This window comes from Vibrio sp. YT-18, assembly GCF_033337345.1.
GTDB lineage: Bacteria > Pseudomonadota > Gammaproteobacteria > Enterobacterales > Vibrionaceae > Vibrio > Vibrio alginolyticus.
The window spans coordinates 88,977-111,502 of record NZ_JAWOQO010000013.1 but is presented as its reverse complement, the minus strand read 5'-3'; the positions used below and the strand labels follow the sequence as shown (position 1 = coordinate 111,502).

Below are 22,526 nucleotides of genomic sequence, written 5' to 3'. Positions count from 1 at the left end.
AGAGTATTAGCTCTAATATAAAGGATTCGTAACTGCGTGTTAAGTAGGAGGGAAAATTGGGCAGTAGTATGCGCCCAGTTATATTTGTGCTGGGCGCGGGAGATGTTACACATTTATTTCGTATATGGACAGTGAAACTCCGCTCTCCACTCGAGCTGACGAGAACCTCGCATCGTATTCAATAGATCTTTTCCACTCATTTGAGGGAACGATAACAGGACTTTGAGATCAGAAGTACCGCCTCCGTTTTTTTCATAAGCCCTGACGTGTGTAAATGTTGAATACATATTCTCTGACAGCATCGCCTTATTCAGGCATATTCCAAAGGTATCGCGTTCCATGTTTGGTGTTCCTTCTAACTATAAATGCACCTCTGTTTATAGTTTTCCAGTTTTCAGATGGTGTCTAAGTGTTTGTCATATAGTCAGTATTTGTGTTTTGTTTTATTTTTGTCCAAACCACTGACATCAATGTTGAGCTTTTAATAGACTTCCAGCTTCACTGCTTTCAAACCGAAACTCTCATTGGTTTCGTTGATTAAAAATTATACGTTGTAAAGTCTAAAAACGCCTCAAAAACCGCTAAAATCGATGTGATCGCGATCATGATTTTAAGGGCAATTTATGTATGGAATTGAGTATCAGAGAGGAATGCTAAATTTGGTGAATGGTTGTAATTTTATGTTTCAGCTCGTCGATTAATTAACCGTAAACTCTGCGGTTTGTTTGCCTTCCTCACAGATTTATCACCGCGACAACGTCATGCTGTTAACTGAGTGTTAACGTTACGCTCAAGAGTGAATCACAAGGATGTATCAATGAGTTGGAAAACCATCAGCTTTCGTAAGCGGATGCTCATTATCATGACGCTATCGGGGTTGATAGAGCTGTTATTGCTTGTCGCCGCGGGGTTCACTTATCTCAAAATCAATCAAGAGCAAGAAATGGGAGAAAAAGCACTGGGTGTTGCCCGTTTTTTAGCGGACTCAGCGGTTGTTCGTGAAATGATCGAAACCCAAAACCCCCAGCTATACCAACTTCGCTTTAGAGAATTAACCGAAGCCATAGGTGCTGCATTCATCGTTATTGGCGACCATAAGGGAGTACGCTTAATCCACCCTGTTGATGAACGGTTGGGCAAACCAATGAGAGGTGGCGACAATCGTCGAGCGCTAGAACAGGGGTTGTCTTATGTTTCGACGGCACAGGGCTCGTTAGGTTATTCAGTTCGTGGTAAAGCTGCGATTTTTGACGAGCAAGGGAACATCATTGGTGTGGTTTCGGTTGGCTATTTGCTCGACCGACTGCAAGACCGCATCGAACCATTTTTGGCCTTTTTGATTTTAATGGTCATCGTAGTTGTCGTCGCTAATGCCATTGTATCCAATTATGCGTCGAGAAAGTTTCAGCGCGCCATTTTAGGCTTTGAGCCTGAAGAAATAGGGCGGTTGTACGGCGAATTAGAAGTGACGATGAGCACCATCAAAGAGGGCGTGTTAAGCATTGATGCCCAAGGGATACTTCGCTCGATAAATCGTAGTGCCTGCCAGATTCTCGGTATTGATAGAGAATCAGCGCTCAATAAACCTTTGACTGATACGCTGCGTGATAGCGATCTATATACAGTGTTAGAAAGCGGGCAGGAAGATCATGATATTGGAATATTCCTTAATCATAAGCGCCTGATTGCAAATCGCTCTCCAATTTATGTTGATGGAAAAATCGTGGGGGCGGTATCGAGTTTCCGTTTAAGGGATGAAATCAATGATCTAACCGAGCAGCTATCACAAACCAAGGAGTATGCAGATTTGTTACGTTCGCAAACCCATGAGCATCGAAATAAGCTCAACACCATTAGTGGGCTAGTACAAATGGGTGAACTTGATGCGGTGCAAAAGTTAATTGGACAAGAAACCGCACACTATCAGGCAATGATTGAGTTTTTAAGAGATACCGTTAAAGACCCGCTAATTGCAGGTATGTTGCTTGGAAAAACTGAACGTGCTCGCGAGTTAGGCTTACAACTGGTGGTTGAGGAAGGCAGTCGTCTGGAGCCCCTGCCTGAGTGGCTAAATTCGGAAGACCTAGTCACAATTTTGGGTAATTTGATTGATAACGCTTTCGATGCCACGTTAACTTCAATTCGCGATGAATCAAATGTTGCGTCAGAACGCAGAAATATTGATGTGTCCGTTAGCGATTACGGAAATGAAGTGATACTTGAGGTGATAGATCATGGCTGTGGCCTCCCAAAAACAATGGATCCACAAACATTATTTACAAAAGGCGTTTCGACGAAATCTCGTCAAAATCGAGGTGTTGGGTTACACCTTGTCAATCAGCTTGCTACTCGATATCACGGCCATGTTGAGATGATACCCAATACAAATTATGGGACAAGAATAACGGTGTACTTACCCAAGGAAGAACAATTATGAGTATGGCGACTCGCGTAATGATCATTGAAGATGATCTGGCTATTGCTGAGCTGCACCACAAATACTTAAGCCAACTGACAGGTTTGGAAGTGGTTGGAATTGCGACCACGAGAATGGAAGCAGAAATGCAACTCGACATTCTTAAGCCAGATTTACTATTGATGGATGTCTATCTTCCCGATGGCACAGGGCTTGAGATACTAAATACACTGCGTGCAAGTAACCAAACGTGTGATGTCATTTTGATTACAGCCGCAAGGGATGTCGATACGTTACAACAGGCGATGAGGGGTGGCGTTGTCGATTACCTGTTAAAACCAGTGATGTTTCCACGTTTAGATGCCGCACTGAAAAAGTATGTGTCCCAACGCCAACAACTAGACATCGTAGAGAGTTTGGATCAGAACCTCGTTGATAAAATGCTGCAGTCTCACGCCAATCAAGACAACTTGCCGAACCGATTACCAAAAGGGATTGATGGTGTAACCCTAGACAAGATCAGAGAGTTGTTCCCAAATGGAAGTGCGCTGACCGCTGATGAGGCAGGTGAAAAAATCGGAGTGAGTCGAACAACCGCTAGACGTTATCTTGAGTTTCTTATTAGTACTGGTGAACTAGAGGCTGATTTAAACTATGGGTCGGTAGGTAGGCCAGAAAGGTGCTATAAAAAAGTGACACGGTAGCGTTTACATTGATGCTCTATGCAAAATAAAAAGCGATGGCTTGTTTTAGAAACCATCGCTTTACAAATTACTGCTGTTCCGCTCTAAGAGGTTAGAAGTTGTATTCTAACTTCGCTTCGATAGAGCGCTCAGCGCCAAACCAACAGTTATTTTTGTCGTAACAAGAATAGTATTCTTTATCGAATAGATTGCTTGCAGAAAGCGTGACGCTAGCCCCTTTCATTGATTCAGATACCGTTGAGAAATCGTAACTTGCTGCTAAATCAAACAAGGTGTAGTCCGGTACGTTTTGACTATTCTGTGCATCAATTTGTGCTTCTCCGACATAGCGAACGCCAGCACTGGTACGAAGGCCTGAAAGATTTCCTTCAAAGAAGTAATTGGCCCATAGAGAGGCCGTTTGCTCAGGTACCCAAACCGGCGTTTTACCTTCTTGGTTGTAATAACTGTCCTCGGTAATCTCCATATCGGTATATGTATAGCCTAGAGTGAAATCAGCTTGTGCTGTGGCTTGCCATTTTGCCTCAAGTTCAATACCTTGTGATACCACTTCGCCCGCTTGATAGTTCGGTGCATAAGGATTATTCGGATCGGTCAAGATCGCGTTTTTCTTCGTAATATGGAAGAGTGCTAAGTTACCTGAGATATCACCAGATAATGGGGCGTATTTAAAGCCTAACTCCCATTGATGACCGGTTGATGGCTCAAATGCTTTACCAGAAGAGTCGGCACCCGCAATTGGCTCGAAACTTTCCGAGTAAGTAAGGTATGGCGAGAGACCAAAGTCTAGCTCATACAAACCACCGACTCGGAAAGATACGTTGGTATCGTCTAACTCTTCCTTGCTCTTGGATACTGTTCCTAGATAATCGCTAACGGCGTCTGTATTTGAATCGTATTTATCCCAACGAAGACCTGCAATCATTACAAGTTGGTCGTAACGAACTTGATCTTGGAAATAAACGCCAATCTGCTTCGTTTTGATATCCAAGTTTTGTTTGTATTGGAAATTCAGTGCATTACGATCAATGCTGTTGTGGTCAGGATTAAAAATGTCCTGAGTTAGCGAATACCCAAGCGTGTCTTTGTATTTTACATCTGAGTCTAGATACTGATAATCAAGCCCGAACAATAAGTTATGTTCAAAATTTCCTGTTTTAATGTAGCCCGATAGTTGGTTGTCAATCACAAAGGATTTGGACTTTTCATCGGTTAAATAGGCATTTCGACCAACGGTACGGTTATCCGCTTCAAGTGCACCGTTATATGTGTTTTCCTGATAGGCATCGGCGGTCATGTAGCGGGCATTCTGTAGAAATTGCCAATTGTTGTTAAAGTCGTGTTGGACTTTGTAACCCATCATCAGAACTTCGCGTTCGTAAGTGTTCCAGTCCTCATCCCCCAAATAGGTGCTTGGTGACATCGAGCCAAGTGGGTTTTTAATCACTGAGCCAGATGCAGGCACAGTCGTGTAGATACCTGCTGATGGATCATTTTGATAGTAAACATTCACGTTCACTAATGTGCTTTCTGTCGCTTGCCAATTGAAAGATGGGGCGAGTACATAACGTTCGTCTTCAGACGTATCGGCTTGACCATCTCGCTGTTTTGCCAGGCCGACGATACGGTAATCAACATTAGAATCACCAATTTGTCCTGTGGTGTCGAACGTCAGTTCTTTTAGGCTGTTAGTCCCAGTACTAATCGAGACAGAGTGTGAGGGTGTTGACTGAGGCGCCTTGGCGATAATATTGACCATACCTCCTGGTGGAATATTGCCGTAAAGAACAGACGTTGGCCCTTTAAAAACCTCGATTTGCTCAAGAGCAACGGAATCGACCTGCGGTTGAAGGTTCCAACCGTTGTACAGCAAAGGAAGACCATCATAAAAGTTGGTGTAGTTAATAAAACCACGAATATTGAATAGGTCAAGTCGGGAAACGGCACCGCCACGCAATTCTGTATTTACGCCAGGCGCGTAACGCAATGCTTCGCTCACCGAGTTTACGCCGCGTAGGTCCATGTCATCTTTAGTGATTACCGTGATCGCTTGCGGTGTTTCTTCCGGTTCTAAAACGGTTTTAGTTGCGGTGTTTCGGTATGTTTCTCCTAGCACCGTAATCGTTTCGTGTTGGGATACGCTCTCAGTCGCATTGGCGTGGCCAGCGAGCAATGCGGATACGACGATAGCAACCGCTGAACGATGAAATCGAATCGGACTTTCCATATTTATAAATTCCACTACTTTTTCTATTTATTGATAATGATTGTTATTTGTATTCTATATTCAAAGAAATAGGAAAAGTTAACAATTTGGTGCAAAACACTAATCTTTGGAACTTATTCTTCTGTTCTTAGGTTTTAAAGATAGCGAGTCGTTTGGCTCGACAGGAATCCAATACTGCATTTGTGCTTGTTCGCTATCAACATCATAACCTTCTGGATAAAGCTCTAACTCATAACCATCGATAGCATGATAATTAGAGTAGGGTAGCCAATGTAAAATAAACCATTCCAGCGTTGAGGCGAGCTCTGATGCTTTGCCTATGTGTGTAATGACGGCGTAGGTTTGCTCAGGAACAGCCAAGAGGTCTAACCCCGAGTTGGAAGAGTTCGTTGATCTTGGTGCGCTTGCTGTTGGACTGCACTCATAACCTGCCCAATACTCAAGTTGTTGGTTGTTTGAATACGCTTGAGTCACATCAATCACGCCAAAGTAACTACTTTCCGAATTGTTAAGGTTTTCAGATGAATAAAGACGTGACCAAAGTGACGGTACTTTGGATTGGAAATCGGGCGTAGCGGAAAACAATCCGTGAATAGGTTCATGATAACCAGCAAGTTCAAAAGCCGGTTTTGTTTCTATTCGAACTTCAATAAAGCGCTGATGTTTTTTCTCTTCTTTTGGTGTCTTACGCAGCGTCAAAGGTTGTCTCAACCCGGAGAGCTGTTGCGTTTTTCGATATTCACGGGGGCTTTTTGAAAACATATTCCTGAACGCTCGGCTAAATGCGTGTTCAGATGTAAATCCCATTTCTATCGCTATATCTAACGAGCGGTCAGAAGTATGGATTAAGCGCTCAGCCGCAAGGCTAAGTTTAAGCTCTCTGATATAGTGAGCGACGGATATGCCAGTGTGTTGTTGAAATACGCGTTGCAGTTGCCAGCGAGACCAACAACTTGCTTTCGATATTTCATCTACGCTCAGAGTGCTGTCTAAGTTGGTGTGAATGTAGTCAAGCACCGATTGTATTCGGTTTATGGGGTGTGGGTTAATGGCGCTTGATTTCATGGCGTTCTACTTTCACATTAATAGTGATTTCATTATCTTTAATTGAGTATCATTATCAATAGGATGATGAAATAAAAAGTAAGTAACACAGATCACGATAAAACTGTAATGGATTGCAAGTATGAGTAATTATTGCCCATATTAGAGTTTTTGCTTAAATTCTGGAGCGTTCAGATGAAACTTTTTTTATCAATAAAATACAATCGCTTATGACGTTTTGTGCAACTTATTTAAACGTTTGCACTGGCAAGTGTTGATGTAAATCAAATAGTCGTAGACAATATTGCCCCGTGTCGGACTCTCCTCCAGCGAGTACAGTGTGTACTTTTGAGACATAAGTGACTTAAATGACCTCAATACGTCGTGTTTCCAAGAATCGGAAATGCAACTTCTTAAGGTTCTTTGGGCCCATAGACTTTACCTATCAACGTAATAGGTAAGACCAATTTTCTATTTTGAGGTGCCATTGATAGGGTTGGCTCATTCTCTAGCCGTATCCGGGCACACAATAAGTACCTCGTTTTTAAGGGAAAGATGATGGTAATACCAGAAAACAGCAGCATCGTTATTTTTGGTGCTTCAGGTGACCTTACGTACCGTAAGCTCATTCCTGCTTTATACCACCTCTACGCGAACAAGCAGCTTCCAGAGAATTTTGCCATTCTGGGTGTAAGTCGCACTGAATACAGTGATGAGTCTTACCGCGCGAAGCTGAAAAAATCGCTTCAGGAAATGGAAAAGACTGAGCCAGAAACGCTTGATGCATTTATTAACCATCTGCACTACCAAGCAATTAATACTTCTGACACACAAGATTACGGTAAGCTATCTTCTCGCTTAGACCAACTTGCGGACGAATATCAATTCGAGCAACGCAATACGCTTTTTTACTTAGCAACCCCACCAAGTTTATACAGTGTGATCCCTGCAAGTCTTGCAGCACATGGTCTTAACAGTGAAGAGGATGGCTGGAAACGCCTGATCATTGAGAAACCATTCGGCTATGATCTTGAATCGGCGCGTATTCTGGACAAAGAAATTCACGAGCACTTCCAAGAGCATCAAATCTACCGAATTGACCATTACTTAGGTAAAGAAACGGTACAAAACCTACTTGTGCTTCGTTTCTCTAATGCGATGTTTGAGCCGCTTTGGAACCGTAACTTCATTGATTACGTTGAAATCACAGGCGCAGAATTCCTTGGCGTAGAGGAACGTGGTGGTTACTACGACAACTCTGGCGCTGTGCGCGACATGTTCCAAAACCACTTGCTACAAGTATTAGCAATGGTAGGTATGGAACCACCAGCGCAAATCAATGCAGACTCGATGCGTGATGAAGTGGTAAAAGTGCTTCAATGCCTAAAGCCATTAGACGAAAACGCTCTGCGCAATGACCTAGTATTAGGCCAATACACGGCGTCTGAAGTCCGTGGGCAAAGCCTACGCGGCTACCGTGAAGAGCCGGGAGTTGCAGACGATTCTCGTACAGAGACTTACATCGGTTTGAAAGCGTACATCAACAACTGGCGTTGGAATGGCGTGCCATTTTACGTGCGTACTGGTAAGCGTCTTCCAACACGCGTTACTGAGGTGGTTATCCACTTTAAACAAACACCGCATCCTGTGTTTGGTCAAAACGCACCAGAAAACAAGCTGATCATTCGTATTCAACCAGACGAAGGCATTCAAATGAGCTTTGGCTTGAAAGAGCCAGGCGCAGGCTTTGAAGCGAAGGAAGTGAAAATGAACTTCCATTACGCTGACCTGCAAGAAACGCAAATGCTAACGGCATACGAGCGTCTTCTACTTGATGCTTTGAATGGTGATGCTACGCTATTTGCACGTAGTGATGCGGTGGAAGCGTGCTGGCAATACGTACAGCCAATCTTAGATTTTAAGCAAGATCCACAATCCCTCTTCGGGTACGCATGCGGCACTTGGGGACCTAAAGAGTCAGATGACTTGTTACAGCGTGATGGCCGCGCTTGGCGTTTCCCATGTAAAAACTTAACAGATACGGATTACTGTGAACTATGATCAACCATAAGATCTACCAAACAGCAGAACAGGTAGTTGAAAGCCTAGCTAACGATATGAAAGCGTTTAGCGAAATGGGCAGACCTGTTCACATCTCTCTTTCTGGCGGCAGCACTCCTAAAATGCTGTTTAAACTACTGGCTTCAGAGGCTTACGCAACCTCCATTCAATGGGAAAACCTCCACTTTTGGTGGGGTGACGAACGTTGTGTTGCCCCTGACGATGCAGAAAGCAACTACGGTGAAGCGAACACGTTGTTGTTTAGCCAAGTAAATATTCCTGCGGAAAACATTCACCGCATCCGTGGCGAAGATGAGCCTAAAGCAGAAGCCGAGCGCTTTGCAAAAGAGATGGCAGAGGTGATCCCGAGTGAAAACGGCACACCTGTGTTTGACTGGATCTTATTAGGCGTTGGTGCAGATGGTCATACAGCTTCTCTGTTCCCTGGCCAAACGAATTATGATGATGCGAACCTATCTCTTGTGGCGTCGCATCCTGAATCGGGCCAACTTCGTGTGTCGAAAACCGCACGCGTATTAGAAGCAGCGAAACGCATTAGTTACTTAGTGCTTGGTGCAGGAAAAGCGGACATTGTTGAAGAAATTAACAGTTCACCAGCACACGCACTGCCATACCCAGCGGCTAAGATTCAAGCGAAATCGGGCCTAACGGAATGGTATTTAGATTTAGACGCGGCAGCAAAAATTGCTTAAGACGCTGCTCGTCGATGAAATAAAATTGGAGAGAAACAATGAAAGGTGATATCGGTGTAATTGGCCTAGCAGTAATGGGTCAAAACCTTATCCTAAACATGAACGATCACGGCTTTAAAGTGGTTGCTCACAACCGTACTGCTGCTAAAGTAGACGAGTTCCTGGAAGGTCCAGCAAAAGGCACGAACATCATCGGTGCATACTCTCTAGAAGAACTAGTAGAGAAGCTAGAAACGCCGCGTAAAGTAATGTTGATGGTTCGCGCTGGTGACGTTGTAGACAAGTTCATCGAAGCGCTAGTACCTCTGCTAGACAAAGGCGACATCATTATTGACGGTGGTAACACTAACTACCCAGATACAAACCGTCGTGTTGCTGCACTACGTGAAAAAGGTATCCACTTCATCGGTACTGGTGTATCTGGTGGTGAAGAAGGTGCGCGCTTCGGTCCATCTATCATGCCTGGCGGTGCTGCTGAAGCATGGGAAGCGGTTAAGCCTATCTTCCAAGGTATCGCTGCGAAAACTGACGCTGGTGAGCCATGTTGTGACTGGGTTGGTAACGACGGTGCTGGTCACTTCGTTAAGATGGTACACAACGGTATCGAATACGGTGACATGCAGCTTATCACAGAAGCTTACCAGTTCATGAAAGACGGTCTTGGTATGTCTGCAGACGAGATGCAAGCAGTATTCGCTGATTGGAACAAGACTGAGCTAGACAGCTACCTTGTTGAAATCACGGCTGACATTCTTGGCTACAAAGATGAAGACGGTGAGCCTCTCGTTGAAAAGATCCTAGACACAGCAGGCCAAAAAGGTACTGGTAAATGGACTGGTATCAACGCACTAGACCTAGGTATTCCACTAACGCTTATCTCTGAGTCTGTATTCTCTCGTTGTCTATCTGCACTGAAAGACCAACGTGTTGAAGCCGAGTCTCTATTCGGTAAGACAATCACTCCAGTTGAAGGCGACAAGCAAGAGTGGGTTGATGCACTACGTCAAGCGCTACTAGCTTCTAAGATCATCTCTTACGCTCAAGGCTTCATGCTAATGCGCGAGGCGTCTAACGAGAACGGTTGGGACCTAAACTACGGTAACGTAGCACTAATGTGGCGTGGTGGTTGTATCATCCGCTCTGCGTTCCTAGGCAACATCCGTGATGCGTACGAAGCGAACCCAGACATCGCTTTCCTTGGTTCTGATGAGTACTTCAAAAACATCCTACAAGGCAGCCTAGCAGCATGGCGTAAAGTAGCAGCGAAATCTCTAGAGTCTGGTATCCCAATGCCATGTACGATTTCTGCGCTATCTTTCCTAGACGGTTACACAACAGCTCGTCTACCAGCGAACCTGCTTCAAGCTCAACGTGACTACTTCGGTGCTCACACTTATGAGCGTATTGACCGTCCACGTGGTGAATTCTTCCACACTAACTGGACTGGTACAGGCGGCGACACAGCGTCTACAACTTACGACGTGTAATCGTTTTAAGTAAACCGACTAAATATAAAGATATAAAGGGATGCCCAAGTGGCATCCTTTTTTGTGTCTGTAAGATATTGGTAGATTTAAAAGTTACATTAAACGTTGATTCGTCACGCACTTCTCAGAAATGGGAGAGCATGCATTTGCTAGCAGTTTAATATTTCTCTTCGAAGAGTGAAGCTAAGCAGCTCTCTGTCGTCTCCTCAACTATAAGGTAATAGAAATGACACAACAGAAGCATCCATTTCACACAGCTTTCGTGTTGCTTATGTTCATATTACTGATTACTTACTCTATCTATCGCCTTTATCATCATTTCGTTTTCGAATCTCTACCGCTTCAGCTCAGTAGTGGTTTTCAAGTGCTCTACATTGATGCGTCATATGTTTTAAGTATCGCAAGCTTACTCTTATGCCCTACATTATTGGTCTATATTTTATTTGATCGAATGACTCAGTTAGTCAAAGTGCCGATTAAAGTGATAACTATAACAATTGTCTTGTCCCTTATCGTTGCTATTCCAGGTCAAATTTTTGAATTTGGGCGATTGAAATATATTGCAGAAAGTAATGGTTACTCAGCGTGTCCACCTTTCACAATTGCATCAAGCGGAATGTTTGTAGAAGCTATGGTAAAAGAAGAAAAATACTGTATAGAACCAGAAATTAATCGTATTGGTATGTATGGTTATTTTCACGAACTCGAACGGATTGATAACTATATCAAGTCACACGGAAATGACATCCAATAGAAAAGAGCGCCTAGGCGCTCTTTTCAGTGGTCGTTTTCTTGTTTTGATAAAACCTGTCTTTTAGGTAGAGAATTGCACTGACCAAAAGAGCCACTAAAGAAACAGTAAATAGGGCGTACATGCTGAGAATCCATGCGAATGTGGCCGTCAAGAATGCAATGAAGGAAAACATCCTGCTGAAAGACATCACATGGCCAAGTTTGTTACTTTTCATAAACGCCTCCCGATGCTAAGTGGGGATAGACAATTGTGGTCATATGCCACACTTTTAATTGTCTGCTCTTTTGGGGCGTTTCACACAAAAAAGTGGCTAAAGATTTCTCAAAAAAGGTGAAATATTGAACTGGTAGACAAATCGTTAAACTGAGTTGCACAGATATGACTTCGGTTGTCTATCACTTCAAAGTTTTTAACTACGCAGATTAAGGGCATGTAGCGTTATTATTATCGTATTCGAACTCTACGATACACAATTGCAAGTGAACCTACACTCGTAAGCTCATCCCTGTCGTCAGTTACAGTAAAAGTTTTTTTCTCTGTTTAACAATACCTTAGTAACTACGGGCAATTAAATCTGTTTTTCGATCGAAACTCAGATTGCATAAAAGGTGAAAAAGAGTGCTAGGTAAGCCTTTAAACTACGCCTATAATTAGCGCCCACATGGAGGATGTTTACTATATGAACATCCTTTATTTTTTGAAACTAGCAACAAGGATCCAGTAAAACATGTTTTTCTGGTTTTGTTTACGTTGACCAAGAAGGTAATTAACACAGCAAATTGAGGTTCTAAGATGACTCTTAACAAGTACTTTGTTTTCATTCCAGCAGAATTGGAACAGGAAATGCGCAAGGACAATCAAGTGATCTCTGAGAAGGAAACTCAACGTCAGGCATTAGTAAAACAGGCACAACAACAAGGCGGCCTGTAAGCTAGGTTTCAAAGAGAAAGAGCACCGCAACGGTGCTCTTTTTGTATCTGAGGTCGTAGAATTAACTTAATATGCCAAGGCTTTTCAACTTTCTGTAAATGGTATTTCGGCTCACACCAAGCATACGAGACGTTTTGCTAATGTTCCCCTGATTGGCTTGATATGTTTTGAGCAACTTATCTTCGACGGTTGCACGCAGTTCTGAAGTTGGTTCAGCGGATGCTGCTCCTTCTTGAGCTTGGCTGAGTTTCATACTTAGGTGGGCTGGGACGTGTATGAGTTCCAATATTTCTTCACCTTGCGCCATTAAGGCGGATACTTTGATTAAACTATCGAGTTCACGCAAATTTCCTGGCCATGAGTAAGACAGCATCAGAGAAAGTAGGTGAGGGCAAAGCTGTTGTTCAGATTCGGCGTGACGCCGATGAATGTTCTCAATCAGTTGTCGTTTGTCATCACGTTCCTCAAAGCGAGGTAGCTCAATGATCAAGCCATTAAGGCGATAATACAAATCTTGGCGGAACAATCCTTCGCTGACCAAATGTTCCAGATCTTTATGCGTGGCTGCAATGATTTGCGTATCGACTTGAATGCTTTGGTTGGAACCCACGGGAAGCACGGTTTTATCTTGCAATACATGGAGCAATCGGCTTTGAGCTTCCAAGGGTAAATCTGCGATTTCATCTAGAAACAAAATCCCTTTGTGTGCTTGGCGAATTTTTCCCTGATAGCCTTTGCTGTTTGCGCCAGTAAAGGCACCGGCTACGTAGCCAAATAATTCAGATTCAACCAGATCTTTTGGTAGCGCTCCGCAGTTGACGGAAACTAACGGTCCCGTTTTTCTCTGGCTGTTTTTATGGAGTGCTTTCACAAACTCGTTTTTGCCAACACCAGTCTCTCCGAGAATCAACAAACTGATGTCTTTATCGATGACGCGATTGGCTTGCTGCCAACAGTGCTCAACAGCGGAGTCGCCATAATGAAGATCATTGGACGCCGCTACAGCACGAGACTTGACCTTGCTATCTTTATCGGTAAGCGGTTTTGTTTTGAAAACGAAAGGGTGCTCATTTCCCCGAGTGGATAGAATGTCGTCTAAGGATTGCCCAATGATACTTTTTTGCGCAAAAAGTTGAGAGGCTACTTGATTGTGAGCCAAAACTTGTCCGTCTTCATTTGCAATGATAATTCCTTGCCAACCACTATTCAGTAAACCTTTTTCGCACGCTAAATCCACACGAATATGCCCTTGTGGAATCAAGTTAAGTAGTTGATTCTCCACTTGCTGGACCATGTTTTGTACTAGTACTTGCGTTGAGAAGTCATGTCTCTTTTGCTCGCTTGTAATATCTAATACGCCAATGAGGTTACCAAGATGATCGAAAATAGGATTAGCCGAACAGCTAATAAAACGATGGTGTTGGATAAAGTGCTGATCACCAATAACAGAAACGGGCTTTGCTTCAACCAAAGCTGTACCAATCGCGTTGGTGCCTTTGACCTTTTCTTGCCAGCATGCTCCAGAGCTTAGCGAGATTTCCGTCAACTTCTCACGAAATCTAGGCTGTCCCCAACTGCCGATGATGACACCATCTGAATCCGTCAAAATTAAGCGACTGTCGCTATGAGCAAATAGCTGATTAAACAAAGGGAGCGCAAATTGAGTGACTGCCTCTAGCAAAAAATTGAGTTGGTGACGCCTATCTTGGAGCGTCGCTGGCGTTACTCGAATATCTTCAGGGCGTCGACGCTGTTTTAAACCCGCTTGTTCACTTCTCACCCATGAAGTTGAAAGCCAATTGTTATCGCTAATATGTTGAAGTTCCATGACTGTACCATTTTGTCACAGTGAGGGTGTGCCATTTTGGAACACTTGAACATTGGTGTTCACACCATACATCCGCTCAAACATCGCTCACTTGGTTTGTTATCGCTTGGTAATCATAGTTTTACATTTAATTAACAACAAGTGTGGCGTAGTTGGCGTGTGACTTGCGTAATGCTCTTTGTGAACAGTGCGATACGACACTGCAATAACACATTGAACGAGAAACAAAAGGAAGAGTTATGATCTATGCACAGCCAGGTAGTGAAAATGCCATTGTTAACTTTAAATCGCATTACGATAACTTTATCGGTGGGGAATGGGTAAAACCAACGGGTGGTGAGTACTTTGACAATATCTCACCAATCAACGGACAAGCGTATTGTAAAGTTGCTCGCTCTGGCGAGGAAGATATTAATTTAGCACTGGATGCCGCGCACAACATCAGAGCAAAATGGGCCAAAACCAGCGTGACAGAACGTTCGAACATCTTGCTGAAAATTGCTGACCGTATTGAGCAGCATCTAGAAGAGCTTGCAGTTGCAGAAACTTGGGAAAACGGCAAACCAGTTCGCGAAACCTTGGCGGCAGATTTACCTTTAGTAGTGGATCACTTCCGTTACTTCGCTGGCTGTATTCGCGCACAAGAAGGCAGTGCGGCAGAACTGGATGAGCACACCGCAAGCTACCACTTCCCAGAACCGATTGGTGTGGTTGGTCAAATTATTCCGTGGAACTTCCCAATGTTGATGGCGGCTTGGAAACTAGCACCGGCACTAGCGGCGGGTTGCTGTGTGGTATTGAAGCCAGCAGAGCAAACCCCAACATCCATTCTGGTTCTGATGGAAAAAATCGGTGACCTTCTTCCTCCTGGTGTCATCAACGTTGTAAACGGATATGGTTCTGAAGCGGGTCAAGCATTAGCAACCAGCAACCGCATTGCGAAACTCGCTTTTACCGGGTCTACGCAAGTTGGCAACCACATTCTGAAATGTGCAGCAGACAACTTGATCCCATCGACAGTTGAGTTAGGTGGTAAATCTCCAAACATCTACTTCTCAGATATCTTCGATTACGAAGATGAGTATCTTGATAAGTGTATCGAAGGTACGTTACTTGGTTTCTTCAACCAAGGTGAAGTTTGTACTTGTCCATCTCGCGTACTGGTTCATGAAGCGATTTATGACAAGTTTGTAGAGAAACTGACGGAACGTGCACAGCTGATTAAACAAGGTAATCCGCTCGATACCGATACTCAAGTCGGTGCTCAGGCTTCTCAAGAACAGTTTGATAAGATTTTAAGTTACCTGGAAATCGGCCGTGAAGAAGGCGCAAAAGTGGTCTTTGGTGGTGGAGTGTCAGAACAGCCAGAGTCTATCAACCAGGGGTACTACATTCAGCCAACCATGTTGGAAGGCCACAACAAGATGCGAATCTTCCAAGAAGAAATCTTTGGCCCAGTGATTGCTATCACCAAATTCAAAGATGAGGCTGAAGCGTTGGAAATCGCAAACGACACTGAATATGGCTTAGGCGCAGGTGTTTGGACACGTGATGCGAACGTTGCATATCGTATGGGCCGTAATATTGAAGCTGGCCGGATCTGGATTAACTGTTACCACGCTTACCCTGCACACGCAGCGTTCGGTGGTTACAAAAAATCGGGTATCGGGCGCGAAACGCACAAGATGATGCTGGATCACTACCAGAATACTAAGAACTTGCTGATTAGCTACAGCATCGACCCGTTAGGCTTCTTCTAGTGAAACTAAGTAATTAATAAAGAAAAAGCAGTATGAATCAAAACCCCGAATCTTCGGGGTTTTTTATTAGCGTGAGCTTGTCGGCTGAAGGTTAACTTAGATGTTTAACCTGCTTATATTGTGATATCAGGAACGTTGAATTATCGCCACTTTTCGTTCCATAAGCTTTTCTACGGCCGCGTTTTGCTTGTCAATATTGAGTTGCGGTTCAAAGTCCAAAACGCGATTGCAAGATTCGAGACTGGCAAATTGATTTAAACATTCACCAAGCTCTCTTTTAGAGCTTGTTCGCGTCATGCTGCTTTCTGATGAGGAGAGTAGGGTGACTTTACGGCCATGAAACGTTCCTTGCGGCACTGCATCACTTTGCTGCGCTTGTTGAACGTCATGAACCGATGAATTGGTGTATGTGGATTGGATGTCATTGGACATAAAGACACCTAAACTCTCAAGTCTAAAGTTTGTGGCATCGGTGGTGCCTCATCAATAGTTACATGAGAAGACAATAACGCTTCCCACGACTCGCTGTGCGTCAGCAATTCTGCTAAAGCTGTTTCAAAATATTCGTAATCCAGTCGCCTAATGTTAATGAGTCGGTTTAAACATAGGACGTGTCGGTGGTTATCTAAACTAAAAAATAACTGGTGCTCAGGCCAGTGATAATTAAAGGCCAAAAAAGAACGATAAAGATCGGAATTTACAATTTGAAGGCCAACAATCTCAGCTTCGAGCTGCAGAGTTGTCGATTCAGGATGAAAGATGATATGCACCCTTAGATTATCATCAAAGGCTAAGCTTACTTCATTTTCCGTTAGATGCAGTGCAGGCAAGCCTATTTGATGAGCAAACTTTAGCAAAATCTCATCGATAGTTTGGCGTGCTGACATAGGAATAGTCCCTTTTGAAATTTTATCAAGGAAAATATTAGATGTATCTCTTCATGTTTATCAATATTAGTCGGTTGTTATTATATTTTGGCTTTTAAATGTGTTGAGAGAAATAGAAAGGCAAAAGTAAATGTGTTCAGATGCATATCTCAATGGCAATGAGATATATGAATATCATTTTTCTCTAATAAACTTCAATTAAGGAAGGAATGAAAGTGAGCAGAAACTGCTTTTGAAATTACAGTCCATGTTAACTACGTGTTGTTGAAAAATGCGATTTATTGTCCGCTTGTAGTATAAATATAAGTTGATCTTTTATATTTTTACATAAAGAATTGTGTGAATTTCAAATGAGCTAGATTATATAAAATAAGTTTATGGGGTCATAATGAACAATTCTATATGGGCTGGTTTTATTGGGTTATTCATACTGAGTGGGTGCAGTCAGACTGTGTCCGTCAATGGGGTGGATGGCTTTGATACACAGAGTCAGGCATCAGTCTATGGTTGGGTTTCTGTCGACGGCTACTTTCCACCTTCGATTACTTCTCTTGAGGTGGAAATATGTAAAGTTATTGATAATCAATGTCTTAAATCAGCATCTCAGAGCTACCAAGGTGTTCAGTTGCCTGTGCAGTATTCGTTTTTAATTGCACCAATTCAAGCTGGTGAAGGAAAAATGAAGATTATTGGAAAGCTTTATTCAAACGGTGAGCTCGTTGCGGAAAAAGAAAAGAACTATTTATTTTTAGAGGGAAATAAACAAGAAAACTTGATTCTTGTTCCAAAAATAAACAGATAAAATTTTAAGTACTACATTTTTATTAGAATTTTCTAATTTATAAAAATAAAGACTATATCTTTCCTTTTGTGAAAGATTTGTTGTCTTTTATAAACATTAATTACATGACTTTGAAGTCATCGGGTCAGTTGTTTTTTAGACTCATACTTGTTGCAAAAACAGTATTTTCTATGATTATATCTCGCTCCTTGAACACGTTGGCTTGGCGTTTTAGGCTATAAAACATACATTTTTATGATTTTGGAAATTTAATTTTGTTCTCGAAACGATGCCGAAATCTATTTAATTGTATTCTAATGTATAACAAAACAACCAAACTTAAATAACCAAATGATATTTAAGTTTTGGCTAATGATAAACGCTATCTGATAAAAATAATAAAGACGGACAGCAGAAATTTACTAAGTCAAACTTTTACCTTTAGGTAAAGGTAATGCTTGGGTTATTCGCTAATTATTCGGGGGGTATGGTAAGTGATAGAACTTCTATGCTCTTTTCTTTGCTTCTTTAATTCATACAGCAGTACTTAGAAATAACAACAATCAAAGTAGTGCTTTGAAAGTTTCTCAACATTTGCACTGAGAAACTCAAAATAATGAAGGGTAGAAAATGGATGTGTCAGGCCAACTAAACTCAGAAAGGGTCGACTCGAGTTCACGAAAAATTCGTAGTTTTTCCTGCTATGAAAAATCTGACGAAGTATTTCACTCAGACCAGTCTCACATTGTTGTCGTTCACAATGGTCAGCTTCGAGTTCAAACAGGTGATTGCACAATCGATGTTGCTGCAGAAAATGGGGTATTTCTATCCCAAGGAGATTACTTGTTAGAGTACTCTCCGCTAGATGGGGCATACAAAGCGTCGATTATTGCCTACGACAATGAACTCGTTAGTCAGTTGCTGCAAAAACACAGTGATCTCTTGATGATGCTGCCTAAGGTAGACAAAGTTTGTTCTGGTTTGTTTACTTTTGGTTTGAACATACTCGTTGAACAAGTGCTTTCCAGCATGCAGACGCTTGAGCAACAAGCGTACCCTGATGCCATTATGTGCCTAAAATACGAAGAACTACTCATTCTCTTGCTACACAGCAAAGGAGGAGAATCACTGTATGCGTTGCTGTCACAACAAACAAACCGTACGTCGGAACGGTTACGTCGATTTATGGAACAGCATTACTTAAAAGAATGGAAGTTGACAGACTACGCGCAGGAGTTTGGTGCCAGCTTAACCACTTTTAAAGAGCTTTTTAATGAGCACTATGGCATTTCTCCAAGAGCTTGGATCAGTGAGCGTCGACTACTGCATGCTCATAAACTGCTGTTGACGAGCAAGATGAGCATTGTAGATGTGGCGATGGAGGCAGGGTTTTCCAGCCAGTCTTACTTTACGCAGAGTTACCGTCGTCGTTTTGGAACGACCCCAAGCCGCGTACGTTCGGGAGACGATCAAGTGGCTATCGCGAAATGAAATGACTTGGGACTAAAATTTTCTGACTAATTTTGAAAGTCACTCACCAGTGTAAATTCTATTATGTATCGTGTAACAACGAACGATTAAAAATTATTACATCTCTTTCTTTCTGGATTGTTCGAAAGGGGTGCGGAGACGAACATAAATGAAAAAGCAGCATTGGCGACGCCGTTCGCTTTTTCCAGACAGCATAGTGACACAGCGGAAAGTGACTGTTTTACAAAGAGGAGCTCGTTATGAAAGCGCCTCGAAACCTACGCAGGATCTCAATGTTGTGCACGTCAATCACCGACAATTGTTGAGTGAAGGCGTCATAAATTATGAGCAGTTATCTTTACTTCAACGCTTGTTGGATAGAAATGTCGTCGATAGCCTGTGCGCTAGCCAGTTAGTAAAAACGTATCAAAAACTTGGTGCTTCGATAGACCGGTTTGCCATGCGTTTATTTTTGGAAATTGGATCGCAGCTCAGTGATAGCAGCACAATCACAACGTTCGAACAAAGGCTGGACTACATCAACTCTCGTCTGGGCTTTCGCTTTAATTTGGCTGTCCCAAAAACGTTGATGCTTTGTTTCCATTTATCACTCAACGAGTGGATTAACCGACAAGTCGATCAAAGTGCTCTTCATGCTTCGATTAAAGTTGAACAACTTATCAATCAACTCGATATTCAGAAGGAATATTGGTCGAAGCTATCAGGGGAAGACACCAGTGCCGTCTTTGTTCAACAGCAACTCGATCTCATTAAGAGCCAGCAGCATCAACTTAAAAAGCAACTTGGGACGTTAAGCGAACAACAGTTGCAAGTGATTGAATGTCATCGTTCGTTAATTGAGAAGTGGCAACCGTCTTTAGACGAGCTGAAAGGGTTCGCGGAGTACACCTCTACAACCGAACAATTTATTTCTGAGTGGAAAAATTGGTGTTCGGAAGTGCGACTTGAGGCCCCCGAGCTGAACGAAGTTTGGGATGCATGCGATGTGGTTTACAACGACCAAAATGCGGTTGCGAAAGTATGGCAATGGTTCAAGAACATGCAAACTGTTGGTGATATCGATCACTACTATTTTGATACTCAAAGTGGTCAGTGCGGCCAGGCTTGCAATCACCTCAGCCAGATCTAAATAGGGCGTTAAATGTTAGATAAGATGATGAAATCTTTAGCGGAAGCGCTAAAGGTAGGGGATTTTATTGCCTCAGAAAATGGTTCTTACAACATCGAGGTTGACCAGTTATCACTGACCATCAAGCAACATGCGTCATGGATTTTATGGGAAGCGACGTTACCCTTCCAGTTTAAAGAGCATCTAGATTATCAACAAGAACAAGCGTTACAACGTTGCATGCAGCTCTCATTAAAAACCATTCGTGAGGATGGCGGCGTACTGACAACCAATGATGATCAGCAATTGATTTTGCAAAGTAAAGTAAGGGTTGAGGACTGTTCGGTGGAACGGTTCTCTGCTTTGCTTTCTAAGCACGTCAATCTATGCGAACGTTACATTGCATTACTGGAACAAGCACGCGTGAACCACACAATCAACCATACAGTGTGGTTACCATGATGCTAAAAATCTTTCCCAACATTAGGCGTGCTGCAACAAAGGCATTGTTATGCGCAGTGAGTGTTGTTCCTTTGGGATACGCGCAAGCAACAGACTTACACTGGCCCGAACAACCGTTCCGCTACTATGCAGATAACGACTCATTAAAAGAGTTGTTGAATAACTTCGGTGCAAATTATCGTGTCTCGGTTTCTGTTAGTGACAAAGTCAACGATCGAGTGAATGGGCGTTTTACCCCTGAAGATCCGGCGGAATTCCTCGATTACTTATCGCAAGTGTACAACTTGATGTGGTATTTCGATGGTGCCGTCTTACATGTCTATAAGGCGACAGAAACTCGCTCACGTTTACTTCAATTGGAATTACTTACGGCTAGAGAGCTACGCAGTACGTTAATTTCCACCGGCGTTTGGGATTCTCGTTATGGTTGGAGAGCTGCTGAGAGCAAAGGGTTAGTCTATCTTGCGGGTCCTCCACGTTATGTCGACTTAGTGGTACAAACGGCGGAGGCATTGGAAACGCGCTTGCTGCAGAAATCGAATTCAACCGACGAATTATTCGTTGAGATAATTCCTTTGAAGTACGCTTCTGCAACGGATAGAGAAATTGCATATCGAGATCAGACAATTACGGTCCCTGGCATCGCATCGGTGTTAAAACGGGTCGTGTCTGGTGTTCAAACTCAAGTGACGAGTGCGTCTAGCAAAGAAGTTACCAGTTCAGATAAGCCTGTAAAAAGTAATAAAACCGCCTCAGTTCATGGTGGCGCAACAGTTGAAGCAGAGCCGGGCCTTAATGCGATTATCGTTCGTGATACTCAAGCACGATTACCGCTCTATCGTAAACTGGTCGCGCAATTAGACCAGCCGCAATCAAGAATTGAAGTCGCGCTATCGATTGTCGATATCAGTGCCAACGATTTAAGTCAGTTAGGCGTGGATTGGCGAGCAGGAGTGTCTGTCGGAAACAACCGCATTGTCGATATCAAAACAACAGGTGATGTGAATTCGGGGGATGTGACGCTCGGCAGTGGACAGAACTTTAAGTCCTTGCTTGATTCAACCAACCTAAATTACTTGCTGGCTCAAATTCGTTTATTGGAATCCAAAGGTAGTGCTCAAGTGGTTTCAAGACCAACATTGTTAACTCAGGAAAATGTCGAAGCGGTACTGAACAACAGCAGCACGTTTTACGTCAAGCTGGTTGGTAAAGAAACCGCAGCGCTGGAAGAGGTCACGTATGGCACGTTACTGAGAATTGTCCCACGTATCGTTGGTGATAGATTTGCTGCACGACCTGAAATTAACCTGAGCCTTCATCTCGAAGACGGTGCAAAGATCGCTGATGGTGGCGTCGATGATCTTCCTTCCGTTCGTAAAACTGAAATCAGCACCTTAGCGACGGTTAAACAAGGGCAAAGCTTACTTATCGGTGGTGTGTACCGAGATGAAGTGAGCCATCAGTTACGTAAAGTGCCATTGCTAGGAGACATCCCATATTTAGGCGCGCTGTTTAGAAGTAATACCAATACTAAGCGTCGCACAGTACGAATGTTTATTTTAGAACCTCGAATTGTTGTGGATGGTATTGGCGATAGTGTGTTGATTGGCAACGAATATGACTTGCGACCAAGTATCGGCAAGCTTAACAACATCTCCAACAATAGCGCTGAATTTAAATCGGTAGTGGAAGTATATAGCTGCACATCGAGGGTTCAAGCCGAGCGCTATCAACAAGACTTATTGTCACAGCAAAAGTCGTCTCAATTAACGCAGTGCCGATTACCAACAGGGCAAAAGGGTTGGCGGGTGAAAGTATTGGAATGTGATGACTCACAAAGTGAGTGTGTGCGCCCTTCAGAGGAGTCTTAACC

The 22,526-nt window shown here is 43.1% G+C and carries 20 protein-coding genes; 13 read left to right on the top strand and 7 right to left on the bottom strand.

The features are described 5' to 3' along the window. Positions 1–113: 113 nt before the first annotated feature. Complete coding sequence (locus R7M72_RS17475; RefSeq protein WP_005377125.1) at positions 114–341, bottom strand: hypothetical protein; 228 nt, start codon at positions 339–341, stop codon at positions 114–116. A gap of 476 nt (positions 342–817) precedes the next feature. Between R7M72_RS17475 and R7M72_RS17470 the strand changes: the two genes are divergently transcribed. After that, positions 818–2,437, top strand: a complete 1,620-nt coding sequence (locus tag R7M72_RS17470; RefSeq protein WP_318056276.1) for a sensor histidine kinase — start codon at positions 818–820, stop codon at positions 2,435–2,437. Then, positions 2,434–3,120 (top strand): response regulator, encoded by a 687-nt coding sequence (locus R7M72_RS17465; RefSeq protein ID WP_017821355.1) that lies wholly within the window; start codon positions 2,434–2,436, stop codon positions 3,118–3,120. Before R7M72_RS17470 ends, R7M72_RS17465 begins: the two co-directional genes overlap by 4 nt. 91 nt (positions 3,121–3,211) lie before the next feature. Here R7M72_RS17465 and R7M72_RS17460 read toward each other — a convergent pair whose 3' ends face one another. Together R7M72_RS17460 and R7M72_RS17455 are read right to left on the bottom strand one after the other, a co-directional pair. Then, on the bottom strand, positions 3,212–5,347 hold the full coding sequence (locus R7M72_RS17460; RefSeq protein WP_318056275.1) for a TonB-dependent siderophore receptor: 2,136 nt from the start codon (positions 5,345–5,347) through the stop codon (positions 3,212–3,214). A gap of 99 nt (positions 5,348–5,446) precedes the next feature. Continuing rightward, a complete protein-coding gene (locus R7M72_RS17455) occupies positions 5,447–6,412 on the bottom strand; it encodes a helix-turn-helix domain-containing protein (RefSeq protein ID WP_213891913.1) in 966 nt (321 codons plus the stop codon). A 537-nt stretch (positions 6,413–6,949) separates the two neighbouring features. On the opposite strand from R7M72_RS17455, the gene zwf reads away from it, so the two are divergent. From zwf to R7M72_RS17435, 4 genes are all read left to right on the top strand, one after another. Beyond that, on the top strand, positions 6,950–8,452 hold the full coding sequence (zwf, locus tag R7M72_RS17450) for a glucose-6-phosphate dehydrogenase (RefSeq protein WP_017634563.1): 1,503 nt from the start codon (positions 6,950–6,952) through the stop codon (positions 8,450–8,452). Continuing rightward, positions 8,449–9,165 carry a 6-phosphogluconolactonase gene (pgl, locus tag R7M72_RS17445; protein WP_017634562.1) on the top strand — a complete coding sequence of 239 codons (717 nt, stop codon included), beginning with the start codon at positions 8,449–8,451 and terminating at the stop codon, positions 9,163–9,165. The genes zwf and pgl overlap by 4 nt, the downstream gene beginning before the upstream one ends. A gap of 38 nt (positions 9,166–9,203) precedes the next feature. Beyond that, the gene (gnd, locus tag R7M72_RS17440) at positions 9,204–10,652 is read left to right on the top strand and encodes a decarboxylating NADP(+)-dependent phosphogluconate dehydrogenase (protein WP_005377160.1); all 1,449 of its coding nucleotides are present in this window, start codon (positions 9,204–9,206) and stop codon (positions 10,650–10,652) included. Between the two features lie 226 nt (positions 10,653–10,878). Next, positions 10,879–11,406, top strand: a complete 528-nt coding sequence (locus tag R7M72_RS17435; RefSeq protein WP_033906174.1) for a hypothetical protein — start codon at positions 10,879–10,881, stop codon at positions 11,404–11,406. Positions 11,407–11,416: 10 nt separating this feature from the next. On the opposite strand, the gene R7M72_RS17430 is transcribed toward R7M72_RS17435, so the two are convergent. Continuing rightward, positions 11,417–11,620 carry a hypothetical protein gene (locus tag R7M72_RS17430; protein ID WP_064376720.1) on the bottom strand — a complete coding sequence of 68 codons (204 nt, stop codon included), beginning with the start codon at positions 11,618–11,620 and terminating at the stop codon, positions 11,417–11,419. Between the two features lie 578 nt (positions 11,621–12,198). Here R7M72_RS17430 and R7M72_RS17425 point away from each other — a divergent pair. Next, on the top strand, positions 12,199–12,336 hold the full coding sequence (locus R7M72_RS17425) for a hypothetical protein (protein ID WP_193837338.1): 138 nt from the start codon (positions 12,199–12,201) through the stop codon (positions 12,334–12,336). Between the two features lie 61 nt (positions 12,337–12,397). Here R7M72_RS17425 and R7M72_RS17420 read toward each other — a convergent pair whose 3' ends face one another. Continuing rightward, entirely contained in the window at positions 12,398–14,164 is a 1,767-nt protein-coding gene (locus R7M72_RS17420) for a sigma-54-dependent Fis family transcriptional regulator (protein WP_193837339.1), read from the bottom strand. A 239-nt stretch (positions 14,165–14,403) separates the two neighbouring features. Here R7M72_RS17420 and R7M72_RS17415 point away from each other — a divergent pair, with 239 nt between their 5' ends. Then, complete coding sequence (locus R7M72_RS17415; protein WP_005377169.1) at positions 14,404–15,924, top strand: aldehyde dehydrogenase family protein; 1,521 nt, start codon at positions 14,404–14,406, stop codon at positions 15,922–15,924. A gap of 126 nt (positions 15,925–16,050) precedes the next feature. Here the strand turns inward: R7M72_RS17415 and exsE2 are convergent, their stop codons facing one another. Together exsE2 and exsC are read right to left on the bottom strand one after the other, a co-directional pair. Beyond that, positions 16,051–16,356, bottom strand: a complete 306-nt coding sequence (gene exsE2, locus R7M72_RS17410; RefSeq protein ID WP_213964374.1) for a T3SS regulon translocated regulator ExsE2 — start codon at positions 16,354–16,356, stop codon at positions 16,051–16,053. An 8-nt stretch (positions 16,357–16,364) separates the two neighbouring features. Beyond that, complete coding sequence (gene exsC, locus R7M72_RS17405; RefSeq protein WP_005377174.1) at positions 16,365–16,811, bottom strand: type III secretion system regulatory chaperone ExsC; 447 nt, start codon at positions 16,809–16,811, stop codon at positions 16,365–16,367. Positions 16,812–17,199: 388 nt separating this feature from the next. Here exsC and R7M72_RS17400 point away from each other — a divergent pair, with 388 nt between their 5' ends. The 5 genes from R7M72_RS17400 to sctC all read left to right on the top strand — a co-directional run bounded on the left by R7M72_RS17400 (position 17,200) and on the right by sctC (position 22,524). Then, the gene (locus R7M72_RS17400; RefSeq protein ID WP_054579559.1) at positions 17,200–17,613 is read left to right on the top strand and encodes a YscW family type III secretion system pilotin; all 414 of its coding nucleotides are present in this window, start codon (positions 17,200–17,202) and stop codon (positions 17,611–17,613) included. A gap of 609 nt (positions 17,614–18,222) precedes the next feature. After that, positions 18,223–19,083: an AraC family transcriptional regulator gene (locus R7M72_RS17395; protein ID WP_005377191.1), complete on the top strand. Its 861-nt coding sequence runs from the start codon at positions 18,223–18,225 to the stop codon at positions 19,081–19,083. 148 nt (positions 19,084–19,231) lie between these two features. Continuing rightward, entirely contained in the window at positions 19,232–20,212 is a 981-nt protein-coding gene (locus tag R7M72_RS17390; RefSeq protein ID WP_025768113.1) for a T3SS regulon anti-activator ExsD domain-containing protein, read from the top strand. A 12-nt stretch (positions 20,213–20,224) separates the two neighbouring features. After that, complete coding sequence (locus R7M72_RS17385; RefSeq protein WP_017821346.1) at positions 20,225–20,653, top strand: YscB family type III secretion system chaperone; 429 nt, start codon at positions 20,225–20,227, stop codon at positions 20,651–20,653. Then, positions 20,650–22,524: a type III secretion system outer membrane ring subunit SctC gene (gene sctC, locus R7M72_RS17380; RefSeq protein ID WP_065274579.1), complete on the top strand. Its 1,875-nt coding sequence runs from the start codon at positions 20,650–20,652 to the stop codon at positions 22,522–22,524. The genes R7M72_RS17385 and sctC overlap by 4 nt, the downstream gene beginning before the upstream one ends. Positions 22,525–22,526: the final 2 nt, after the last annotated feature.